Origin of the sequence: Shewanella sp. DAU305, assembly GCF_026802235.1 — a bacterium.
Taxonomy (GTDB): Bacteria; Pseudomonadota; Gammaproteobacteria; order Enterobacterales; family Shewanellaceae; genus Shewanella; species Shewanella baltica.
Window position 1 is genome coordinate 2912100 of the sequence record NZ_CP113808.1, and the last position, 20738, is coordinate 2932837.

Annotated in this window: 8 protein-coding genes; all 8 read left to right on the plus strand. The window is 39.4% G+C overall.

The features are described from left to right. The first annotated feature begins 53 nt into the window (after positions 1–53). The 8 genes from OX890_RS12325 (at position 54) to OX890_RS12360 (ending at position 20716) form a co-directional block, all read left to right on the plus strand. The gene (locus tag OX890_RS12325) at positions 54–3506 is read left to right on the plus strand and encodes a DEAD/DEAH box helicase family protein (RefSeq protein ID WP_268649304.1); all 3453 of its coding nucleotides are present in this window, start codon (positions 54–56) and stop codon (positions 3504–3506) included. Positions 3507–3522: 16 nt separating this feature from the next. Next, positions 3523–6846, plus strand: coding sequence for an STY4851/ECs_5259 family protein (locus tag OX890_RS12330; RefSeq protein WP_259565429.1), 3324 nt, complete (start codon positions 3523–3525; stop codon positions 6844–6846). Positions 6847–6855: 9 nt separating this feature from the next. After that, on the plus strand, positions 6856–13161 hold the full coding sequence (locus OX890_RS12335) for a DEAD/DEAH box helicase (protein WP_268649305.1): 6306 nt from the start codon (positions 6856–6858) through the stop codon (positions 13159–13161). A gap of 126 nt (positions 13162–13287) precedes the next feature. After that, positions 13288–14877, plus strand: coding sequence for a type I restriction-modification system subunit M (locus OX890_RS12340; protein WP_268649306.1), 1590 nt, complete (start codon positions 13288–13290; stop codon positions 14875–14877). Next, positions 14874–16043: a restriction endonuclease subunit S gene (locus OX890_RS12345; protein ID WP_268649307.1), complete on the plus strand. Its 1170-nt coding sequence runs from the start codon at positions 14874–14876 to the stop codon at positions 16041–16043. The genes OX890_RS12340 and OX890_RS12345 overlap by 4 nt, the downstream gene beginning before the upstream one ends. A 43-nt stretch (positions 16044–16086) precedes the next feature. Continuing rightward, on the plus strand, positions 16087–18258 hold the full coding sequence (gene zorA, locus OX890_RS12350; RefSeq protein WP_268649308.1) for an anti-phage ZorAB system protein ZorA: 2172 nt from the start codon (positions 16087–16089) through the stop codon (positions 18256–18258). Further along, the gene (locus tag OX890_RS12355; RefSeq protein ID WP_226058608.1) at positions 18258–19016 is read left to right on the plus strand and encodes an OmpA/MotB family protein; all 759 of its coding nucleotides are present in this window, start codon (positions 18258–18260) and stop codon (positions 19014–19016) included. The genes zorA and OX890_RS12355 overlap by 1 nt, the downstream gene beginning before the upstream one ends. Before the next feature lie 2 nt (positions 19017–19018). Next, on the plus strand, positions 19019–20716 hold the full coding sequence (locus OX890_RS12360) for an EH signature domain-containing protein (protein WP_268649309.1): 1698 nt from the start codon (positions 19019–19021) through the stop codon (positions 20714–20716). Positions 20717–20738: the final 22 nt, after the last annotated feature.

Genomic DNA, 20738 nt, shown 5'->3' on the forward strand with positions numbered 1-20738 from the left:
CAGATTGGCATTGTTATTGCGAATGCAGTAGGGACATAAGGAAGCAACACGGAATGAAGCAATCAATGAATTTTGAGCATATTCAAACAAAGTGGCCACAGCTCCATCAATTAGCAGCATTTGCCGAAGAGTATGCGATATCAGATCCACAAAGTGCATTGGTTAAACTTCGCTGTTTTGCTGAACAGGTTGTCGGCTATTTTTATAAAGAACTTCAATTACCTGCTTTTCCCAATTCAAATATCTATGACAAGCTCACATCGGATGATTTCACTAGCGTAGTCCCCAATTTAATTACCGATAAACTTCACGCAATACGCAAAAGCGGTAATCAAGCGGCACACGAAGGTCGAGTCGATCAACAACAAGCTATTTGGATTTTAAAAGAAAGCTATTATGTTGCCTGTTATCTATTTATGGCTTACGGAAATGGGAAACAAGCTGATTGCCCAGAATTTACTGCGCCAGAACAAAAGCAGCCCTTAAATCAAGGTGATGCTGAATTTACTAAAAAAAATAAACAACTAGCACTACAGCTGAGCCAAAATGAAGCTCGGCTCAAAAAAGCGTTAGAAGAATTAGAGGCGTCTCAACAAGCACAAAAACAAGCCCAACAAGAAGCCGAAAGACTCAAGCAAACGATAAATGAAGCAAAAGTCGGTGAAATTAAGGCGCTTAACAAACTTATCACTGCAAGTTTTAACTTTAGCGAAGCAGAAACACGTGCGCGGATCATTGACATGGATCTACGGGCTGCTGGTTGGCAGGTGTCTCTTGATGAAACGAGCACAGATGAAGTAGGTAAAGAAGTACAGGTAACTGATCAGCCTACCAGTACAGGCATAGGTTATGTAGATTATGTGCTTTGGGACGATGACGGAAAACCACTCGCAGTAATAGAAGCGAAGCGGACTCGTGAATCTGTCGAAAAAGGCAGGCAACAAGCCAAGCTTTATGCAAATGCATTACATAAACAGTACAATCAACGACCTATCATTTTTTACTCTAACGGTTACGACATCCGTATATTAGACGATGCCCAAGGCTATAACAGTCGTAAACTTTACGGCTATTACTCTAAAGACTCGCTGCAATATCTAATTAAACAGAGAGGCCTTAAAAAAGATTTAAATCAAACACCAATCGATACTAATGTCGCAGGCCGTTTGTATCAAATGGAAACAATCACTCGTGTATGTGAACGTTTCGCCGATAAACATCGCAAATCTCTTATCGTACAAGCAACCGGCACAGGAAAAACGCGTGTATCTATTGCGCTGGCTAAACGGCTACTCAATGCAGGCTGGGCCAAACGCGTACTGTTTTTATGTGACCGTAAAGAGCTATGTAAACAGGCGGGCAATGCCTTTAATGAGTTTACCAATGAGCCACTATACATCGTAGGTAAAACCAAAAAAGAGTTAGCTACAAATTCAAGGGTATTCATTGCTACTTACCCTGGCATGATGAGTATTTATCAAAAATATGATGTTGGTTATTTTGATTTAATTGTCGCTGATGAATCACACCGTTCTATCTATAATATTTATGGTGATATTTTTAAATATTTTGATGCACTAGAGGTCGGCTTAACCGCCACACCTGTTGAAATGGTATCGCGCTCAACGTGCCAGTTATTTGGTTGTGATTTCAAATTGCCTACGGCTAATTACCCATTAGAAAAGGCGATTGAAGAAGGTAACTTAGTACCTTATAAAATTGTTAGTTTAACCACTAAATTTTTACGCGAAGGTATCAAAAAAGATAACCTCACAGATGAACAAATCGCACAATTAGAAGATCAAGGCTTTGACCCTAACGAGTTAAACTTTGACGCTAAACAAGTCGATGAAGCGGTAAAAAATAAAGACACCAATCGCGTTATTTTACGTAATTTAATGGAAAAAGGCCTGCGTGATAGTGACGGTCAACTACCTGGTAAAACCATAGTATTTGCCCGCAACATTGCTCATGCTGAACTCCTGTCGCAGCTGTTTGGCGAAATGTATCCTCAATTAGGCAGTAACTTTTGTCGCGTTATCCATTCAAAATATGAACGGGCAGAAGAGTTAATTGATGACTTTAAATCAAATGAAGTAAACAGTGCCCGCATTGCTATCTCAGTAGATATGCTCGACACCGGAATTGACGTTCCAGAATGCGTCAATCTTGTATTTGCCAAACCCATTAAGTCAAAAGTCAAATTTTGGCAGATGATTGGTCGTGGCACACGCCTATGCAAAGATCTCTACGGAAAAGGCAAAGATAAAACCCACTTCTTAATTTTTGACCACTGGGAAAACTTCAACTACTTCGATATGGACCCAAGCGAAGAAGATGTAAAACAGGCTAAATCTCTTACTCAAAAACTGTTTGAAAGCCGTCTGTTACTGGCTGAAACCGCGCTTAAAAAGGCAGACATAACGACCTTTGATGCCGTGATAAAGCTTATCCATCAAGATATTAAAGCACTTGATATGAACACTATCGCGGTGCGCGATAACTGGCAAGTGGTTGAATCCTGTAAAGATGATAAAACGCTTAACCAATTTGCGCCACAAACAAAAGCCAATTTGTTTGAGTATATTGCACCACTAATGCAATGGCGTAACATAATGGGGCAATCTGAAGCCTATAAATTGGATAATGAATTTGCCACCATTCAAATGCTAATGTTTACCGATCCCAATCAAATAGATCTTGTTAAACAAAGTTTAATGGGCAAGGTAGAGTCATTACAAATGCACCTAAATGAAGTGCGTGCAAAAGCGAAAGATATTGCCAACATTCAAACCCGTACATACTGGGACTTGCTAACCTTTGATGCATTAGAACAAAGTCGTTTAGCACTGCGCAGTATCATTCATTTACGCGACAAAACAGCTCAAGTTCCAACAGTTGATTATGTTATTGACGTAAAAGAAGAGGTTAGTGAAATACGCGAAACAACACGACCAACAAAAATTGTCTCTATCGACTATCAAATATTTCGTCAAGAGGTAGAAAAAACACTTTCGCCATTGTTTGCAACGGACCTAGTTCTGCAGAAAATTCGCAATGGCGATCCGGTAACAGAGGATGATTTAGCAAAACTAAACTCCCTTGTGCATACCCAAAATCCGAACGTTGATTTAAATACCCTAAAAGATTTTTTCCCTGAATCAACCGCCACGTTAGACAAAATATTGCGCACTATTGTCGGAATGGATAAAGACAATATTGAAACAAAATTTACTGAATTTGTTCAACAAAGCCATACCCACATGAATGCCAAACAACAGCGTTTTATTAGCATGTTGCAAAATCATTTAATTCGTTATGGGTCGATACAAATATCCCAACTTTATGATGCACCATTTACTCAAGTCCATGACATGGGATTAGATGGGGTATTTAGCGAGCAGCAAGCAGATGTTATTCAAGATTTCATTACTCAATTTGATGTTCAATTAGGCAATAAAATCTATTTAATTGAAAAAAATCAAGAATTTAAACAAATGATATGACAGGGAGTCATTCAAAATGAATCAATTAATAACCCCATCACAATGGCTTGGTCAATTTCTAAAAGACCGAGGATTACGGCAACCTACAGGTAAGCCATTATATGAATATCAAGCAACTGAAGCTGAATATACGTTACTTAAAGAACTAGTTTTTAAGCATAAAGACAGTAAACTTCATGGATACAATAATATTTCATGGGCAGCCATTTTTTGCTTGTATTGCTCCGTATGGTATCAGCGTAACTATGAAAGCAATGATGGTTGGAGTTGGCATGCTATATGGGTTGATTTGGGGGATGAATTAACTCCGTCTCAAATTGAAAAAACAGTGCTTAAAGGTATTGAATCTTATTGGCTGAGACCTATAAAAACTTACACCGAACGCCGTAATTTTTTAGGTACTCTGTTTTCAGAAGGAGGACTTCCATTTAAATTGTTAAGTAACAATGACAATAAATTTGGGCAAGTCCTTAAGCGGATTTTGAAAAATGTCGCGGTAGCAAAATTACTTGGAGAACCAATTGAAAAGCTTGTAGCCATCAATGTTCAATCGTTACCTCAAGCATTTAATGAACAAGAATCTATTCAATTAATCACTTTAATGACAGAAAAACTGGTCAATCTTGTGGATATTTTTGCATTAGAAAACAAATCAAACCCCGCAGACTACCTAGATAATGTTTCACCCAAATGGCGCGAAGATTTCCCAATTCCTCTAGATAACAGTATTGGAACAAACATCGTTAACTCTTGGTTATTACAAGCAAGTCATGAAGGTTTTAAACGCACCAAATTTAATAAAAAGTTATTAACAGAACATTACCTAAATATAAATGAGCTAACCATCACTACAAAATTGCTTTTACCTGATGAACTCATAATGAAAACACAACCACATCAACTTAAATCAAACCGATTAGAGTTGTTTTTGGCGGAATCAACCCAGGATTTACAAAATTTAGGTGTTTCATATATAAATGGAACAGGTGAGTCCGCATTAATCAAAGTTAGAAATCGAAGTATTAGGGTTTTGAGAAAATCATCCGAGACTCAATTGTCAGTTGTAGCTAGGCAAGGTGGAAACGAAATTGCTCGATGGTTATTGGATAACACTAGTGTGTTTCTCAATGAGATGCCAGTTGGATTTATCAAGCAAGATGGCGAGTATAAATATGCTGGTCAAGCCACATTTAGTCACAAAGAAGAGTTGTATTTAATATTACCAAAATCGTCTAATTACAACATCATTAACGGTGAAGTTTCGTCATGGCCACAAAATATTCATAGTTCAAAACCCAATTTCATATTACTTCAAGGTGAAATTGTTATAACCCTTGACGATGATAAATATCGTGTTAAATCATTGAATACATCAACAGCCGAGTTAGGACTTAACCTATTCGGGGACATGATAACTTACGACACGGAACCTAGTGCGACGTATCTAGGACTGCCTAAATACCGGTTTATAGACAGTGACCTTTCTTTGGATCATGTTTTAACTGAATACATAAGTGGCCAACCTAAGTCAGAATTAATGTTGCACGAACTTTATGGTCGCCAAACATTTGCATTAAAAAACCAACATGGTGAAACCTTATTCCGAAAACGAATAGGCCTGTTACCTCCTGGAGTGAAAATTTCAACTAAAGCAGGAATACAGATCGGTCAGGGTGAAATAAATATAACAACAAAAAACAAAATGATTTACAGCATATCAACCGATAGAGTGACTTTTATCAAAAAAGATACACCCGACGGAGTTTGTTTACAGTTATCTTGTGACGGACTACCGCCATCAGAGTTGACCCTAAGTATTACACCAAACTTAATGGCTACCCCAATTCATATAAAGCTGCCTTATCCAAGACAAGGAGCATTTGTATTTGATGCTATAGGGGAGCCTCTCAAGAAGCACTTATCAATAGATGATCTGCTCGGCAGTCGTTTACATTTGTTTGCATCAGCTGAATGCTCTGCTAACTTCGAAATAGATATTGTTTTAGAAAACCAAGGTCGATCGCCACCATACTTTAAACATCAATTCCGTGTTGGTGAACAACCTACAATTATAAGTTTACATAGTTTTAAAGATGAAATTAACGAATTACTTTCTTTAGCCCCAGATCTGGATGCACAGGTCACAATGACCATTTCGAGCTTCTCTGGCAACTTAAAATATAAAATATATCGTTATAGTAGCCGAATATACGAAACTGAAGATAAACGTTTTTTTAAAATTTCAGCGGAAGGTCAAAATGTTGTAGCCGGTGCAGAGTTGTTACTAATGCAAATGAGCAATCCTGAAAGAACACCCACAAAAATAGAAGCATTAATTAGTGAAGGCATATCCACTGGTCATTATGAAATGCCGCAAGTAGATAAAAATGAAGGTCCATGGTTAATAGTACCAAGCTCAAATAGTGCGACAAATTTCAGAGCAAAATTGCTCGTAGGTCATGACAGTAGCAATCATATGTCAGAAGACGAAGCTGATCACGATCAAGTAAAACAACAGGTGAACTCACTACAACGGGCTGTTCAAGCATATCATCCTAAATTTAATACTCACGTGATAGCTGATGTTGTAATGCAAATGGCTGATAACCTACAACATAGTGGATGGGAGTTTTTGGTTAAACTCTTCAGCAACTATCAAAATTTGTCCTTAACAACATTCCAAGTTTGGCGTGAAATTGTGGCAAACCCCAAAGCATTAATACTGTGTTTTTATCGTTTCGAAGCTAATCCACAATTTATGGCGCGAATAGAATCAGAGTTTCCGGTTCTATGGCAAGTGACACCACCAGAATTATTCATCCAAACTTATAAACAAGTTCTCGATTGGTTAGAGCAAAAAGGTGTCGATAAACAATACGTAAAAATGATAGCAGAGCCTTGGTATGAATCTATTTTGTATCATATACCAGGTTTTAGCGAAGAGTTAGTGAGTTATCTGATTACAAATAAGATTGACCCCAAACTTAAGCTACCACTACCAATAATGAACATAGCTGGACAGGATTGGCTACAAGACCTATTACGAGAACACAGTGAAAACGATGTGTGGCCTGATAGTGAAGGTTACGAATTAAGTAAATGGTATCAAAATAATTCACTCGGACAGATAGATATTAACAGTCTACATAACTTCCAAAACTCTGTTATTTATTTACCTGTGTTCTTAGCTGCTGTATCAACGGGTAAAGCTAATTTATCAGACATTTATGATAGTTCATCAAATGCAATTTTTAAGTTGAAGAAAGTACGTGACTTTGATCCTAATTGGTTTGCAAGCATGTATACATTCCATTTATTAACGTTTTCAGAATTGATTTAAGGCTTTATTATGGAATATTTTTCACAGCTAACGAAGCAAGCAGCAGAGCGTGCACAAGAAGCGTCATTGAGTGTATTTGGTATTAGTAACCCATCCTTAAGAACACACCTAAAAAGTGTATTAAATCAACCGAGTGGCAAAGGCGAGTCTTTATTATCTTCACCTTTATTTGAACATACTTTTGGTTGGGAGCCTGCAAAAGTCAGTATATCTGAATTGAAAGGCACACTACTGTCTAAAGAAGTCATCACAGCACTCGATCATACAAATAATGGGCGCTATCGATTCAATGCAGAGTATTCGCCATTTACTCATCAATTGAAAAGTTGGCAAATGTTGTTAAATGATAATCCTCAATCTGTTGTCGTAACCAGTGGTACTGGTTCAGGTAAAACAGAATGTTTTATGGTACCAGTGATTGAAGATCTTTATCGGGAGATAAAGCAAACCAATGAGCCCCTTGTGGGCGTCCGAGCGCTATTTTTATATCCACTCAATGCATTAATCAACTCTCAAAAAGAGCGTTTGGATGCTTGGACTAAGCACTTTGGCAACAACATGCGTTTTTGTTTGTACAACGGTAATACAGAAAATTTGAAGGCTAAAGTTTCATCAGCTCAAAATTTAGTACCCAATCAGGTTTTGTCACGTGAATTAATGCGAGAAAAGCCAGCACCCATTTTAGTCACAAACGGCACCATGCTTGAATACATGATGGTGCGACAAGTTGATGCTCCTATCATTGCAGCATCAAAAAAACAAAAATCACTAAGATGGATTGTACTTGATGAAGCACATACTTATGTAGGGTCTCAAGCCGCTGAGTTGGCTTTGCAATTACGACGAGTATTAATAGCCTTTGGTGTTGAAGCAAAAGATGTTCGATTCGTGGCAACATCGGCTACGATCGCCGGTAAAGATACCGCTAATCAACTCAAAAAATACTTAGCTGACCTGGCTGGTGTTAACCAAGATCAAGTTACCGTGATTGGTGGCCAAAGGGTCATTCCACAAATACCCCGACTTGAAGAGAAACATACCAGTATTAAAGACTTAATGTCTATCCCAGCAGATGAAACGGTAAAAAAAGAAGATTTTAGTTTGGACGTTTCACGCACTAGGTTTGATGCTCTAGCCAGTTCATCAATTGCTAAAGCGATTCGAACTGTGTTTGTGAACTCATCAATACCTCAAACATTAGAAGACATAAATCAGAAAGTGTCTAATCTATTGGGTGATAAACCTTTTGATGAACAAACTTTATTGCTTTGGATAGATTTACTGACGGCGACCAAACCCGCGCCCAATAAAGAAGCATTTTTAAAAGTCAGAGCGCATTATTTTCAACGTATGTTCAGTGGATTATTTACCTGTATCGATCCTAGCTGTTCGAAAAAAGCAGATACAGAGCTTAAAACAAACTGGCCATATGGTTACGTTTATTCAAAAAGTAGAACTCATTGTGATTGTGACACTAAAGCCCCAGTGCTTGAGCTAGCTTTTTGTAATGAGTGCAATGAACCGCATCTATTGGGGGCAGATAAAAATGGAAAATTAAGTCAATGGCAGCAAGATGCTGGTGATGAATTTTCACTGACTGTAGAAAGTAACGATGATGATGATGAATCAAAAGAAACTAAAAAATCTTCTTCAAGTATTTCAAAAATTGTTTTGTCTAGTAAACAAGATAAAGCAGACAAAGATGATAAACGATATTTTTCACCAATCAAAATTGATATTAAAACTGGTGAAATTGCAAGTTTAGCCTCCAACAGCGTGCCTTATTTTTACAATGAAACAACGCAACCGATATGTTCGAATTGCAGCTATAAAGGGTTTAGTGGTCATTTACCCTATCGCCGGAGTATTCTCGGTGCGCCATTTTATGTAGCTAACGTAGTTCCAACCATTTTAGAATATTGCCCTGACCATGAAATGAAGCCTGGAGATCAAGAAGGTCCTCAATCTTTACCCGGAAGAGGTCGGAAATTAATTACCTTTACTGATAGTAGGCAAGGAACAGCCAGAATGGCTGTTCGGATGCAACAAGAAGCGGAACGTTCAAAGTTGCGTGGATTAGTTGTAGACATCCTAAAAAAAGCTCAACTTGAAGCACCTATCCAAGAAAAGCCAAATGCAGATGCCAAACCCGAAGATCTTTTTGCATTAGCAAAACAAATGGCCTCTATGGGACTTAAAGACAAAGCAAATGAACTAAATGAACTTGCTGCATCTTTATTGGCAGGTACTGCAAGTAAACTCAACCTGATTACATTGTCTTGGTCTCAAATGATAGACAGTTTGATTGCACATGGCAGTGTAAGCAAAGCAATGCTTCAATATAATAAATATGCAAATCCAGAAGTGTTTGATGGTTCTGCAGGACCAAGAAAGCTTGCCGAGCTGCTGCTTGTTCGTGAGTTTGCTCGTCGTCCTAAACGTCAAAACAGCTTAGAAACTCAAGGAATGGTTAAAGTTAGCTACCTTGGTCTCGATAAAATTACTAGTTTACCCAGTATCTGGCCAGGGTCGATTGAGGATTGGCGTGATTATTTAAAAACGTGCCTCGATTTTTATGTCCGAGAAAACAGTTATATAAATTTAAATGAAGACTGGAAAAGTTGGATTGGAAGTAATTTTGCAACAAAAACGTTAAGAAACCCTTTATCTAATGAAGATGATGAAAATAGAGTTAAGAAATGGCCACAAATTAAAGGTAATCAATTAAACAGACTAGCTAAGTTGCTAGTGTTGGCTTTTAATCTAGATATCGAAAAAAATATAGATAAAGATATTATTAATAATATATTGCGTGATGCATGGGATGCCCTAACAGAAGGGCTTCACCCCATATTAAGCTATGAAGGTAATCAGTTCTTTTTAGACCGCAGTAAAATGACTTTTTCATTCGTTGAAAAAGCTTTCATTTGTCCAATTACTAATAAACTTATAGATACAACGTTAAGGTCTATTACCCCGTATCTACCGAGGGATCTGAATAGTGGTAACTTTAGATGTGAAGAAGTCAATTTCCCAGCAGCTTGGAGCTTCTCGGCTAAACAAGAAGATTTTCAAATTGGCGTTAATAAAATTAGAAGATTAGTCGCTGACAATGTAGATGTGCAGTTATTACGTTCTCGAAACCTCTGGACAGATATTAACGATAGAACTATCGAAGGTGGCTTTTACTACCGCACTGCAGAACATTCGGCGCAGCAGTCATCTGAACGTCTAAAAAATTATGAAAAATTATTTGAGCAGGGCAAAGTTAATGTGCTGAATTGTTCGACCACCATGGAAATGGGTGTCGATATCGCCGGTATTTCAGCCGTTGTTATGAACAACGTGCCACCGCACCCAGCTAACTATTTACAGCGAGCAGGTCGAGCAGGGCGAAGCAAAGAGTCCCGAGCTTTAGCTTTTACATTGTGTAAATCTAACCCACACGATACTCAAGTATTCAACAATCCGGCTTGGCCATTCACAACATTAATATCGGCGCCGATTGTCTCACTTAACTCGGCGCGATTAACACAACGTCATGTTAATGCATTTTTACTGGGTATTTTTTTAACACAAGAAGTAGGTCATACCGAAAAAGAGAAAACATCACTCAATTTAAGCTGGTTTTACGAAAGTGAAACCTTGAGTATTTGTGATCGATTTAAAGCCAATATAGCAGCCCAAATAGATTCATTTGAGAAAGATATTTCACGACTAACTAAGGGGACAGTTTTAGAAGGTCGATCAATCCAGTCATTAGTCGATGTAACGGTTAATAGCATTGAAGAGCTTCAAACTGCTTGGTTAAAAGAACTTCATAGTGTTGAAAAAGAACTCAGCACCACTCAAAAGGATGGCCCTTATGCATTTAGACTAGGCATGGAATTACAACGTCATCGTCGCGAGTACTTGTTACGTGAGCTAGCAGCAAAAGCATTTTTACCCGGTTATGGATTCCCTACAGATATTGTCAATCTGGATAATTCCAATATTGAAGATTTCATACGTGAGCAAAAAGGACGTAGCAAAAATAATGCTGAACGAGAAGACAATATCTCTCGTTTGCGTGGCTTACCGTCACGCAATCTAGCAATTGCCATACGTGAGTATGCACCAGGTGCTGAAATGGTCATCGATGGCCGTGTATTCCGTTCTGCTGGCGTATCGCTTAACTGGCAAAATATTGCTGTTGCAGACGCTAAAGATGCCCAAAAATTTGATTTAGCATGGCGCTGCGTTAGCTGCGGGCAAACAGGTTATACAACAGAAATTCAAACGTCTGACAGTAACCTGTGTTGTTCTCATTGTGGCCATTCAATAAAAGTTGAAGACAAATTAAAAGTGCTTCAGCCCACAGGTTTTGTCACCGATTTCTATGCATCGCCAACAAACAATATTACCACTCAACACTATATCCCTGTTCAACCAGCTTGGGTCAGTGTTAATAGTCCAATTCACCCGTTACCTAATCCTAAACTGGGTTTTATGCGCTACGGTACAGACGGAAGTGTATTTAACTACAGCGCAGGCGAACACGGTAAAGGCTATGCAATGTGTCTGAGTTGTGGACGCGCAGAATCCCTTACCGCACAGGGTGAATTCCCCACAACATTAACACCTGAAAAGCCACATAAACCAATCCGCGGATCTAAAAAAGATAAAAATGATGGCCGTCACCACGACTGCGAAGGGTCTTCACATATTCACAAAGATATTTATCTCGGTAGTCAAACTAAAACCGATGTACTGGAAATAGTACTTTGCCACCCAAAAACCGGTGAATATCTAAACGACACCGGACCAAATACAGAAAATAGATCAATCGCATTAACCCTTGCAGTTGCCACGCGTAACGCACTCGCAGCAAGTTTAGGCATATTGAATAATGAAATGGGTTATACAATAAAACCTACGTTAATCAATACACAGCCGGTATTAGCAATACAACTTTATGACACGATAAGTGGAGGAGCAGGCTTTGCCTCTAGTGGGTCTACCATGATTGCCGCTATCCTATCAAAGGCCTATGACACGCTTCACTGTAAAGATCAATGCGACAGCCTATGTGCCGCTTGTTTACTTGATGCCGACACGCGTCACGATGTCGATAATCTAAATCGCTTAATGGCTCTGGATTGGCTAACAAAAGATTTCAGTCTAAGTTTAGCTATACCTGAGTCAATGCAGCTGCTTACCCAATCACAACATGCAAGCCAAAGTGCATTTGAAGAAATACACATAGCGTTGAATAAGCAGGCTACGGCTATATCTTTGTTTTTATCAAACGATCCAAATGAATGGGATTTAGCGGCAAGTACATTTAGACGAAAGCTAAAGCAGTATGATAATTTCAATGATGAGCTTTCATTAAATATCGTAATACCTTCTGACGTACAGTTAGCATCATTCGAGCAAGTCATAATTGACGACTTACTTCAACTTCATGCCAAAGGCGTTAAGCTTTATCAAGGTAACCCAAGTGTTTCAGCTGTAAACGGCGACAGCGGCCATATATTGGCGCAAGTTCATAACAGTGATGGAGTATTTACCATCGCCAGTAATAACCTCACTGTGGCAAACCCAGATCAAAATTGGTTACAGCATAGAGATAACTCATATTTAATTAAATCAAACCTACATCAAGATGTGTCTATAGTGTCTATTGATACCTCTGTGTGGCAAAAAACCGCAAAGGTAACCCAAATTGCGGTAGAGCTAACTAAAGAATGTAATGGTCTGTTAACTGAATTTGGCCAACATTTTTGGCAAGCCTTAAAAGATAACAACGAAGTGCTTAAACAGGCTTTAGACTCGCAACACATTGAAACCATTCAATACAGTGATCGCTACCTTCAAAATCCTTGGTCACTGCTAATGTTGGGGGAATTACTTAAACCATTTGCTACCGTGTCACCAAGAGTCGACATTTTTACTTTATATAACAGAAAAGATTCTACTGGCTCCAAGGTCGAACACGATTGGGACGACCAGCAAGAAATGCGTGAGATGTTTGAACACTGGTTTAAATTGGGGTTAAAAATGCCTATCAATTTAGATGTTTCGACTTATAGAGGCAACATACAACATCGTCGAGAACTGGTTCTAACATTTGCCTCAGGATTAAGCTTCTCAATACGCTTTGATCAAGGCTTAGGTTATTGGAAACATGATCTCAAGTATCACAATGCAAAATTTGAATTTTATGATGTCCAAAATCAGTTACTCCAATTAACTAAAATCTATGACACTGTTAGTGTCAAAAATAGTTTTGATTGGTCAACCGATATTTACGTTAACCAGATAACGCAATAAACCTAAACTGATTAATTTACTAGCACACACATCATCTTGGCGATAAAACACTTATCGCCAAGGGTAAAACTGACTAGCATAGGCTCTATAGCCAAGTAAGCAGCACATCAGCAATAAGAGTACACCATGATCACAGGTCAACTAAAAAGCAAAATCGACAAGCTATGGGAAGAATTTTGGACCGGCGGCATTACCAATCCATTAACAGTTATCGAGCAAATTACTTTTTTAATGTACGCCCGCATGCTCGACATGAATGAACAAGTTGACGAAAAACGAAGTGCACGAACTGGCCAAGCGTTTAACCGTCGTTTCAATGATGCGCAGCAACACCTACGTTGGCAAAATATCCGTCATTTAGGTGCAGAGCAGCTATACAAAACAGTCAAAGATGAACTCTTCCCGTATTTTGGTTCAAGCTCTGCAGCATCAGTAAAAGAGGGTAACGAAGGCTCGTTATTTTCTGAGTTTATGAAAGATGCCCAGTTAATGATCCAAAAACAAAGCTTATTGGTAAAAGCGGTTGAAATGGTTAACGACTTGCCACTTGATAACAGCGATACCAAAGGTGATTTGTACGAGTATTTGCTCAGCAAACTGACCACCGCCGGCATTAACGGCCAGTTTAGAACGCCGCGCCATATCATCCGCGCCATGGTCGAAATGCTAGACCCAAGCACAACCAGCCGTATTTGTGACCCCGCGAGTGGTACCGGTGGCTTTTTATCAATATCTTACGAATACCTGCTCGAAAAATACACTTCAAAAGACAGTATAGAACGTGAACCATTATTTGATGAAGACGGTAAACCGCTTCTAGACAATCAAGGCCAGCAGCTTGAAAATGTACTATTTTCTGGTGATTTAATTGACCGACAAGCACGCCAACACATAGACACCGACATGTTTCACGGCTTTGATTTTGATGCCACCATGCTGCGGGTTGCTGCAATGAACCTAGTGATGCACGGCATTAAACAACCCGACGTGCATTATCAAGACACCCTAAGCCAACGCTTTAGTGAAAACTTCCCACTAGATTCAAAAGAAGGCTTCGATATCATTCTTGCTAATCCGCCATTTAAAGGCAGTTTAGATGAAGAAGACGTTTGCCCTGAGCTGCTGCGAAAAGTTAAAACCAAAAAGACTGAGCTGCTGTTTGTCGCGCTGATTGAGCGCATGCTAAAAATTGGCGGTCAATCTGCCACCATCGTGCCAGACGGTGTGTTATTTGGCTCATCCAATGCCCACCAGCAGTTGCGTCAATTATTAGTCGAAAGCAACCAGCTTGAAGCGGTCATTTCATTACCAAGTGGGGTATTTAAACCTTACGCTGGCGTGTCTACTGCTATCCTTATTTTCACCAAAGGCGGCAGCACCGATCATGTGTGGTTTTATGATGTCCAAGCCGATGGTTTTTCGCTTGATGACAAGCGAACGCCAATCAAAGACAACGACTTACCAAGCCTAGTGAGTGAGTTTAAAGCCCGTGATAAAGCCATTGCTCAAACCGCTGAAAATGACAAAACTCAAAAGGCATTTTGGGTCAGTAAAGACGATATCGTAACGAACAAATATGACTTGTCCATTAACCGCTACAAAGAAGTGGTGCACACCGCCGAAGTCTATGACGACCCAAAAGTCATCCTAAGCAAGCTTAAAGCCCTAGAAAACGACATTCTAAAAGACTTGAATGAACTGGAGGCAATGCTGTGAGTTGGCCAATGGTAAAATTGGGTGATGTTGTGGAAAAAGTGGATTATGGATTAACCGCATCTGCAGTTGAGAAAACTGATGGCCCAAGGTTTCTGCGTATTACAGATCTACAAAATGATTCTGTTGATTGGAGTACAGTACCATCTAGTAAATGTTCACCAAAGGAATTTGAAGATAACAAACTAGCAGTTGGCGACATTGTTTTTGCAAGAACAGGAGCGACTACGGGCAAAAGTTTTCTAATCAGAAGCCTTCCAAAGCCATCTGTATTTGCATCATATTTGATTAGAGTTAGACCTGGTAAAAGTGTTGTTCCAAGCTACTTGTCTCACTTCTTTAAATCGCCAATGTATTGGAACCAAATTTCAGTCATGGCAAATGGTGCTGCTCAGCCTGGAGTAAATTCGAGTAAGTTGAAAGAGCTTGAAATCCCTCTGCCACCACTGGACGAGCAAAAACGCATTGCCGCGATTTTAGATAAAGCTGACGCCATCCGTCGCAAACGCAAGCAAGCCATCAAACTCGCCGACGACTTCCTTCGCAGCGTCTTCCTAGACATGTTCGGCGATCCTGTCACCAACCCAAAAGGCTGGGAAGTTAAAGCTATAAAAGAGCTAGCGACGGTAACGACAGGTAATACTCCTTCGAGAAAGGTTCCTGAGTATTTCGGTAACGATGTTGAATGGATTAAATCTGATAATATAAATACACCTCATCATATTCTCACAACGGCAACTGAATACTTGTCCCATGAAGGTGTGAAAGTTGCGAGGACTGTTCCTAAAGGCTCGACACTTATAACCTGCATAGCTGGTAGTTTTGATTGTATCGGTAATGCTGCTTTTGCCAATAGAGAAGTTTCTTTTAATCAACAAATTAATGCATTAACTCCAAAAGATGGTGTATTAAGTTGGTTTCTTTATGCACTGATAATTTTTTCTAAGAAAATAATTCAAAATGCATCAACAAACTCCATGAAGGGCATGATAAGTAAAGGTAAACTTGAAGAAGTTAAGCTATTTCTTCCCCCTTTAGATTTACAAAGGCAGTTTGAGGATATTCTTGATAAACAAACTAGAACTGTTGAGCGAATGAATAGCAGTAATGAATCTGATCATGAGTTATCTAATTCATTAAGCCAAAAAGCTTTCGCTGGCGAACTATAACGAAAAATAATCAATACCCAAATACACTAAGGGAGTAGTAATAATGTTGGATTTTTTGCCATCGCATTGGTTGATACCTCAATCACTTCTAGGGGTATCGTTTTGGCTTGCGCTATTGATAGTGTTTATTATTGCGCTGATAACCATTATTTCGCGTACGCTTAAAAGTAAAAGCAGAGTAGAGCAAGTCAGGCAGATTATTAAGGGGGAAACAGTCACCACGCTTTATGATAATAGCCTGAGTATTACTGAACGAGCGAGCGTATCAAAAGATAAAATAGTGCATAGCTTGTGGCATGAATTTAGCGAAAGTTTAGTACAAGATGATCGCACCCAGCGCGTCTATAATACCCTGGATGCAGAGCACTTTTTTAATCATAAAACCCTTTCTGCAGGATTAACCTCTAACAGGTTATTGGCTGCTACGCCCTCATTTTTAACTGCGATAGGTGTGTTAGGGACCTTTATGGGCCTGACCATGGGCCTGCGTGATATTCATATTGAAAGTAACGATATTGAAGTATTAAAAGCCGGTATTGCTAGCATGATGAGCGGCGCGGCGTTTGCCTTTGTGACCTCTGTTTGGGGTGTGGGTTTAAGCTTACTGCTTAACTTTATAGAGAAAATAGCCGAACGGACCATTTTAAGTAACATTATCACCGTACAGCAAAAAATTGATTTTCTTTATCCTCGTTTACCTGCTGAAAAGTCGTTAGTTGATATCTCTAAAAACACCAGTGAAAGTAGTCAAGCTCTGCAAGAGCTGCATGAGCGTATTGGCGACCGTTTGCAAGAAACCATTTCTGGCGTCAGTGACAGCATGCAAGAAGCATTTACCAATGCGTTAAACAACGTAATGGCACCTGCAATGCAATCATTAGTGAGTAATGCCAGCCAGCAAACCAGCGGGGCGTTAGAGCATCTTATTGGTAACTTTACCGAGAGCATGCAAGCAGCAGGTAGAGGCCAAGGCAAGCTCATGCAGAAGTCGACTGAGCAAATGCACGATGCGGTCAGTCGTTTAAGCGAGCAAATGAACGCGGTACTTGAACAAAGCAGCAAACAATCACAGCTAATGGCAGAGCAGCAGGCTGGAGCATCTTCACAATTTAACCAACAGCTTGAAGCAATGCTGAGCCAAAGCGAACAACGCCAACAGGCGATGGAAGAAAAGCTGTTTTCAGCCATCGAGTCACAGCAGCAGTCGCAAGCTGCACGTGAAGCAAGCCATGTAGATAACTTACAGTCGGTATTAGGTGATTGGTTAACTGAGCAGTCGCAAACGTTAACGCAGTTATCTGACTCTATGAGCCAAGTGCAAAATGCTATGGGTGAATCAAATCGTAGTTTTGTGAGTGATATTACTAGCCAAAATGAAAAGACCACTGCACAGCAACAAGCCTTTACCAGTGGGTTAGAAACCAGCTTACAAAGCTTTATGCACAACTCAGCACAGCGCCAACAAAAGCTTGAAGAAAACTTTAGTTCGTTATTACAAAACCAACAAGTTGAGGCATCTAAACGAGATGAGCAATATCGTGATCAGCTGCAAACTCAGCTAAGCAAATGGTTAGCGCAGCAAGACCAAATGTTGACGTCAATGACCGATGCGGTAAAACGGACTCAAACCCATATGGATTCGGTTATTGCACAACATAAAGAGGTGGTAGGCGAACTTAAAACAGTTGCTGAGTCTTCGGCGACAAGTAGCCAAAATTTAAGCAATAGCTCAAACCAAATTGCGATGTTATCAACTAATTTAATGAAGGCCACTGAGCTGTTTGATACGCGCTTAGCTAATATGACTGACACCATTATAGGAATATCTTCTCAAAATGATGCATTAGCGAACCATGTTATTGAACAAGCTAAACTGCTAACAGGGCTTGAAACATCACTTGTTGCTACAACAGATCAGTTTAGCGAAACAGCAAAGTTGGCTCAAAGCGGTTTTAGCGATATGAAAACCCATCAAATTGAGTTTATACAGGGTGTTGAGTCATCATTTGAAAGTTTAGGCAATACCTTAGCTAAACAGGTATCGGATATTGAAAAGCAAACCGATGAGTGGCTCCGCAGTTATTCATCTGAAGTTAATACCCAAGTGAAAGAGCGAATGGAAACCTGGAATACAACAACACTTGAGTTTAGCGACCAGATGCGCAGAACAGTGAGTTCAATTTCTGACTTAGTGGATGAATTGGAGCATAGCTAATGCGGATATTTAGAACAGACGACGTGAGTGTAGATGAAGAAAACCCATATTGGATGTCGTTTTCTGACATTTTGTCTGGGTTGTTAATTTTATTCATTTTAGCGTCTGTTGTGTTAATGGTTGAACTTATGGAAGCCAAACAAGAGCTTGAAAATAAGCAACAAGCATTTACCCAAGAGTTAGAAATGCTGCACTTAGCTGAAGGGGTTCGTAAAACGATATTACATGAAGCCGCTGATTTACTAAGGCAACGTGGCATACAAGTGACCGTTAGTGAAAATGAAACCGTGTTAAGTATCCCTAACGACATTTTAGGGTTTGATAGCGCTGCATTTAATATTAATCCTCAATTTGAACAAACCGCGCTTGAAATTGGTGAAGTGCTTTCAATGGTGATTAATACAGACAAGCGTGAGCAATTTCTGGATACCATTTTTATTGAAGGCCATACCGACAGTAAAAATTTCAATGGCATGCTGGGTAAAGGTAATTGGGGGTTATCTACTTTTCGAGCGATTTCACTGTGGGAGTTGTGGAGCCAATCATTACCGAGTCACCTTAATTTAGCGAGTATTAACAACAAAGATGGTAACCCTCTTTTTTCAGTAAGTGGCTATGCAGCAACACGAAGAAAAGTAGTTGATGAACTGACAGATGTAGATTTTGGTGCCAATAGACGAATTGATATTCGCTTCACTATTCGTAGACCTACAAGTTCGGAATATGAATCAGTAAGAAGTCGTTTGGAGATGCAGTAATTATGCTGTTTTTACCCCCTAAACCAGAGCTCGCCCAGTTTAACTGGGAGCGTATTACAAAGCAGTGGAGCAGCCTTACATTACAAACTAAGACAATTGCTGATGGTGCAGGGCAAGGTGAAGAGTTTAAGGCTCTAGAACAGCAAGTTAGTGGTTTTGTGGTTAATGGGGATGTTGCGCAATTAAACCATACACTGCTTAAACGCAAAGGCGTTAGGGTGTTAACTCAGCTGTGGATTGATAAACAAGAGATAAGAAAAGGCTCATTAAACGAAGCGACCATTGATTACATTCAAGCTAAGCACCCTAAGCTTGGCATGTCGTCGTTAATGAATTTAATTTCGTTAGTTTATCGTTATTTTGATGCCTTGGTTGATGGCAATATTTTTAATAAATTAACAGCATGGATTAAGCAACAAATAGCGCAACGTTTAGATGAGCGGAAAAAAAGCAGTGATACCATTATATCTGTTCTGAATAGTGCAAAATGGTTGTTTGATTTAACTGCCCCTAAGGCGTTAGTGAATCTTGCAAAACAAAACCACTTAGATCTTAGTGAACAATTAAAAAAATTGCGTTTAAACGAGTTACCACAAGGGCGTTTTTTAGATGTATGTCATGCTCAATATTACCTAGACACACTAAGGGAAATACCCGTTGGTGAGCCGAACGATATTCTACACGAACTATTAAAGCGTGATGTTGCAACCATGCCTTTTGAAGAGGGCAAACGCATTGGCCACATAGCACTTGAGATTATTATTGACCGCTCTGCCGGTGCACCAAGTGAAGTGTGGCAAAATTTCGTGCTCAATTTAGCGGGTGATCCCCGTATTGCCAATACCGCAAAAAACTATCGTGAGTGGTGGAAACCCATTGGTGAACATAGAATAAAAGCGGTAACAAGCTGGCTTGCTAAAGAAGACCTAAAGTTATTTTTGGGCGCTATTGCAGAGTACGCTAATCACACTGGTGATGAATCACTCAATAGGATGTACCCTGCGCGGAAACGATTTTTAGAGGGGCTTTACGAACATGGCTTTGTTCGTAATGCACGACTAATGCTTGGCTATCAAGCTGAAAATACAGTAAAAAGAGTACTTGGTAAGAGCTTAACGACCAGTTATATCAAATTAAAAGCAATGCCACAGACGTCAATTATTTATTTAGATTGTGGTGACTTTCATATTGTTGAAGGCTCGCATAATTTTAAATTATGGATTTATATGGGCTTACCTAGTGAGAGGGTAACAAATTACTCGTTAACCGAGTTAACTCATGGCGAGCTCACAAATCGCTTTCCAGCTGAATTTAATGAAAGGTTACCTAACGGAAAATATTTGGCTATTCAACATTCACCAACGTCTTGGCAAAAAAATGCCATTGATTTTTTGACGGATAATGGTGTTGAACTGGATTTAGAGAAACTGTTTGATAGCGATAAGTACAGAAGGTATGTCAATCGTTATGGATTGCCTGTTGTTAAGAAGAATACACAAGAAAATAATCTTTTAGAGGTTAACTTGTTAAAAGCTTTACACGCTTACCAACCTATTACGGCTAAAGAGTTAGTTAAGGTTTTAGACAATGAATTTTCGATGTTTGCAGATCGCCCGACAGTTAACGCTAAGCTTTATACAATGTTATCACAAAAGAAAGTGACTCGAGACGAGAGTTTTTGTTGGTATCTTGCCGACTGAAATGTGATTGACACTAGTAATA

Coding starts and splice junctions, on each gene's coding strand:
- OX890_RS12340 (WP_268649306.1), top strand. CDS start 13,288: ATGATCACAGGTCAACTAAAAAGCAAAATCGACAAGCTATGGGAAGAA.
- zorA (WP_268649308.1), top strand. CDS start 16,087: ATGTTGGATTTTTTGCCATCGCATTGGTTGATACCTCAATCACTTCTA.
- OX890_RS12330 (WP_259565429.1), top strand. CDS start 3,523: ATGAATCAATTAATAACCCCATCACAATGGCTTGGTCAATTTCTAAAA.
- OX890_RS12360 (WP_268649309.1), top strand. CDS start 19,019: ATGCTGTTTTTACCCCCTAAACCAGAGCTCGCCCAGTTTAACTGGGAG.
- OX890_RS12325 (WP_268649304.1), top strand. CDS start 54: ATGAAGCAATCAATGAATTTTGAGCATATTCAAACAAAGTGGCCACAG.
- OX890_RS12355 (WP_226058608.1), top strand. CDS start 18,258: ATGCGGATATTTAGAACAGACGACGTGAGTGTAGATGAAGAAAACCCA.
- OX890_RS12335 (WP_268649305.1), top strand. CDS start 6,856: ATGGAATATTTTTCACAGCTAACGAAGCAAGCAGCAGAGCGTGCACAA.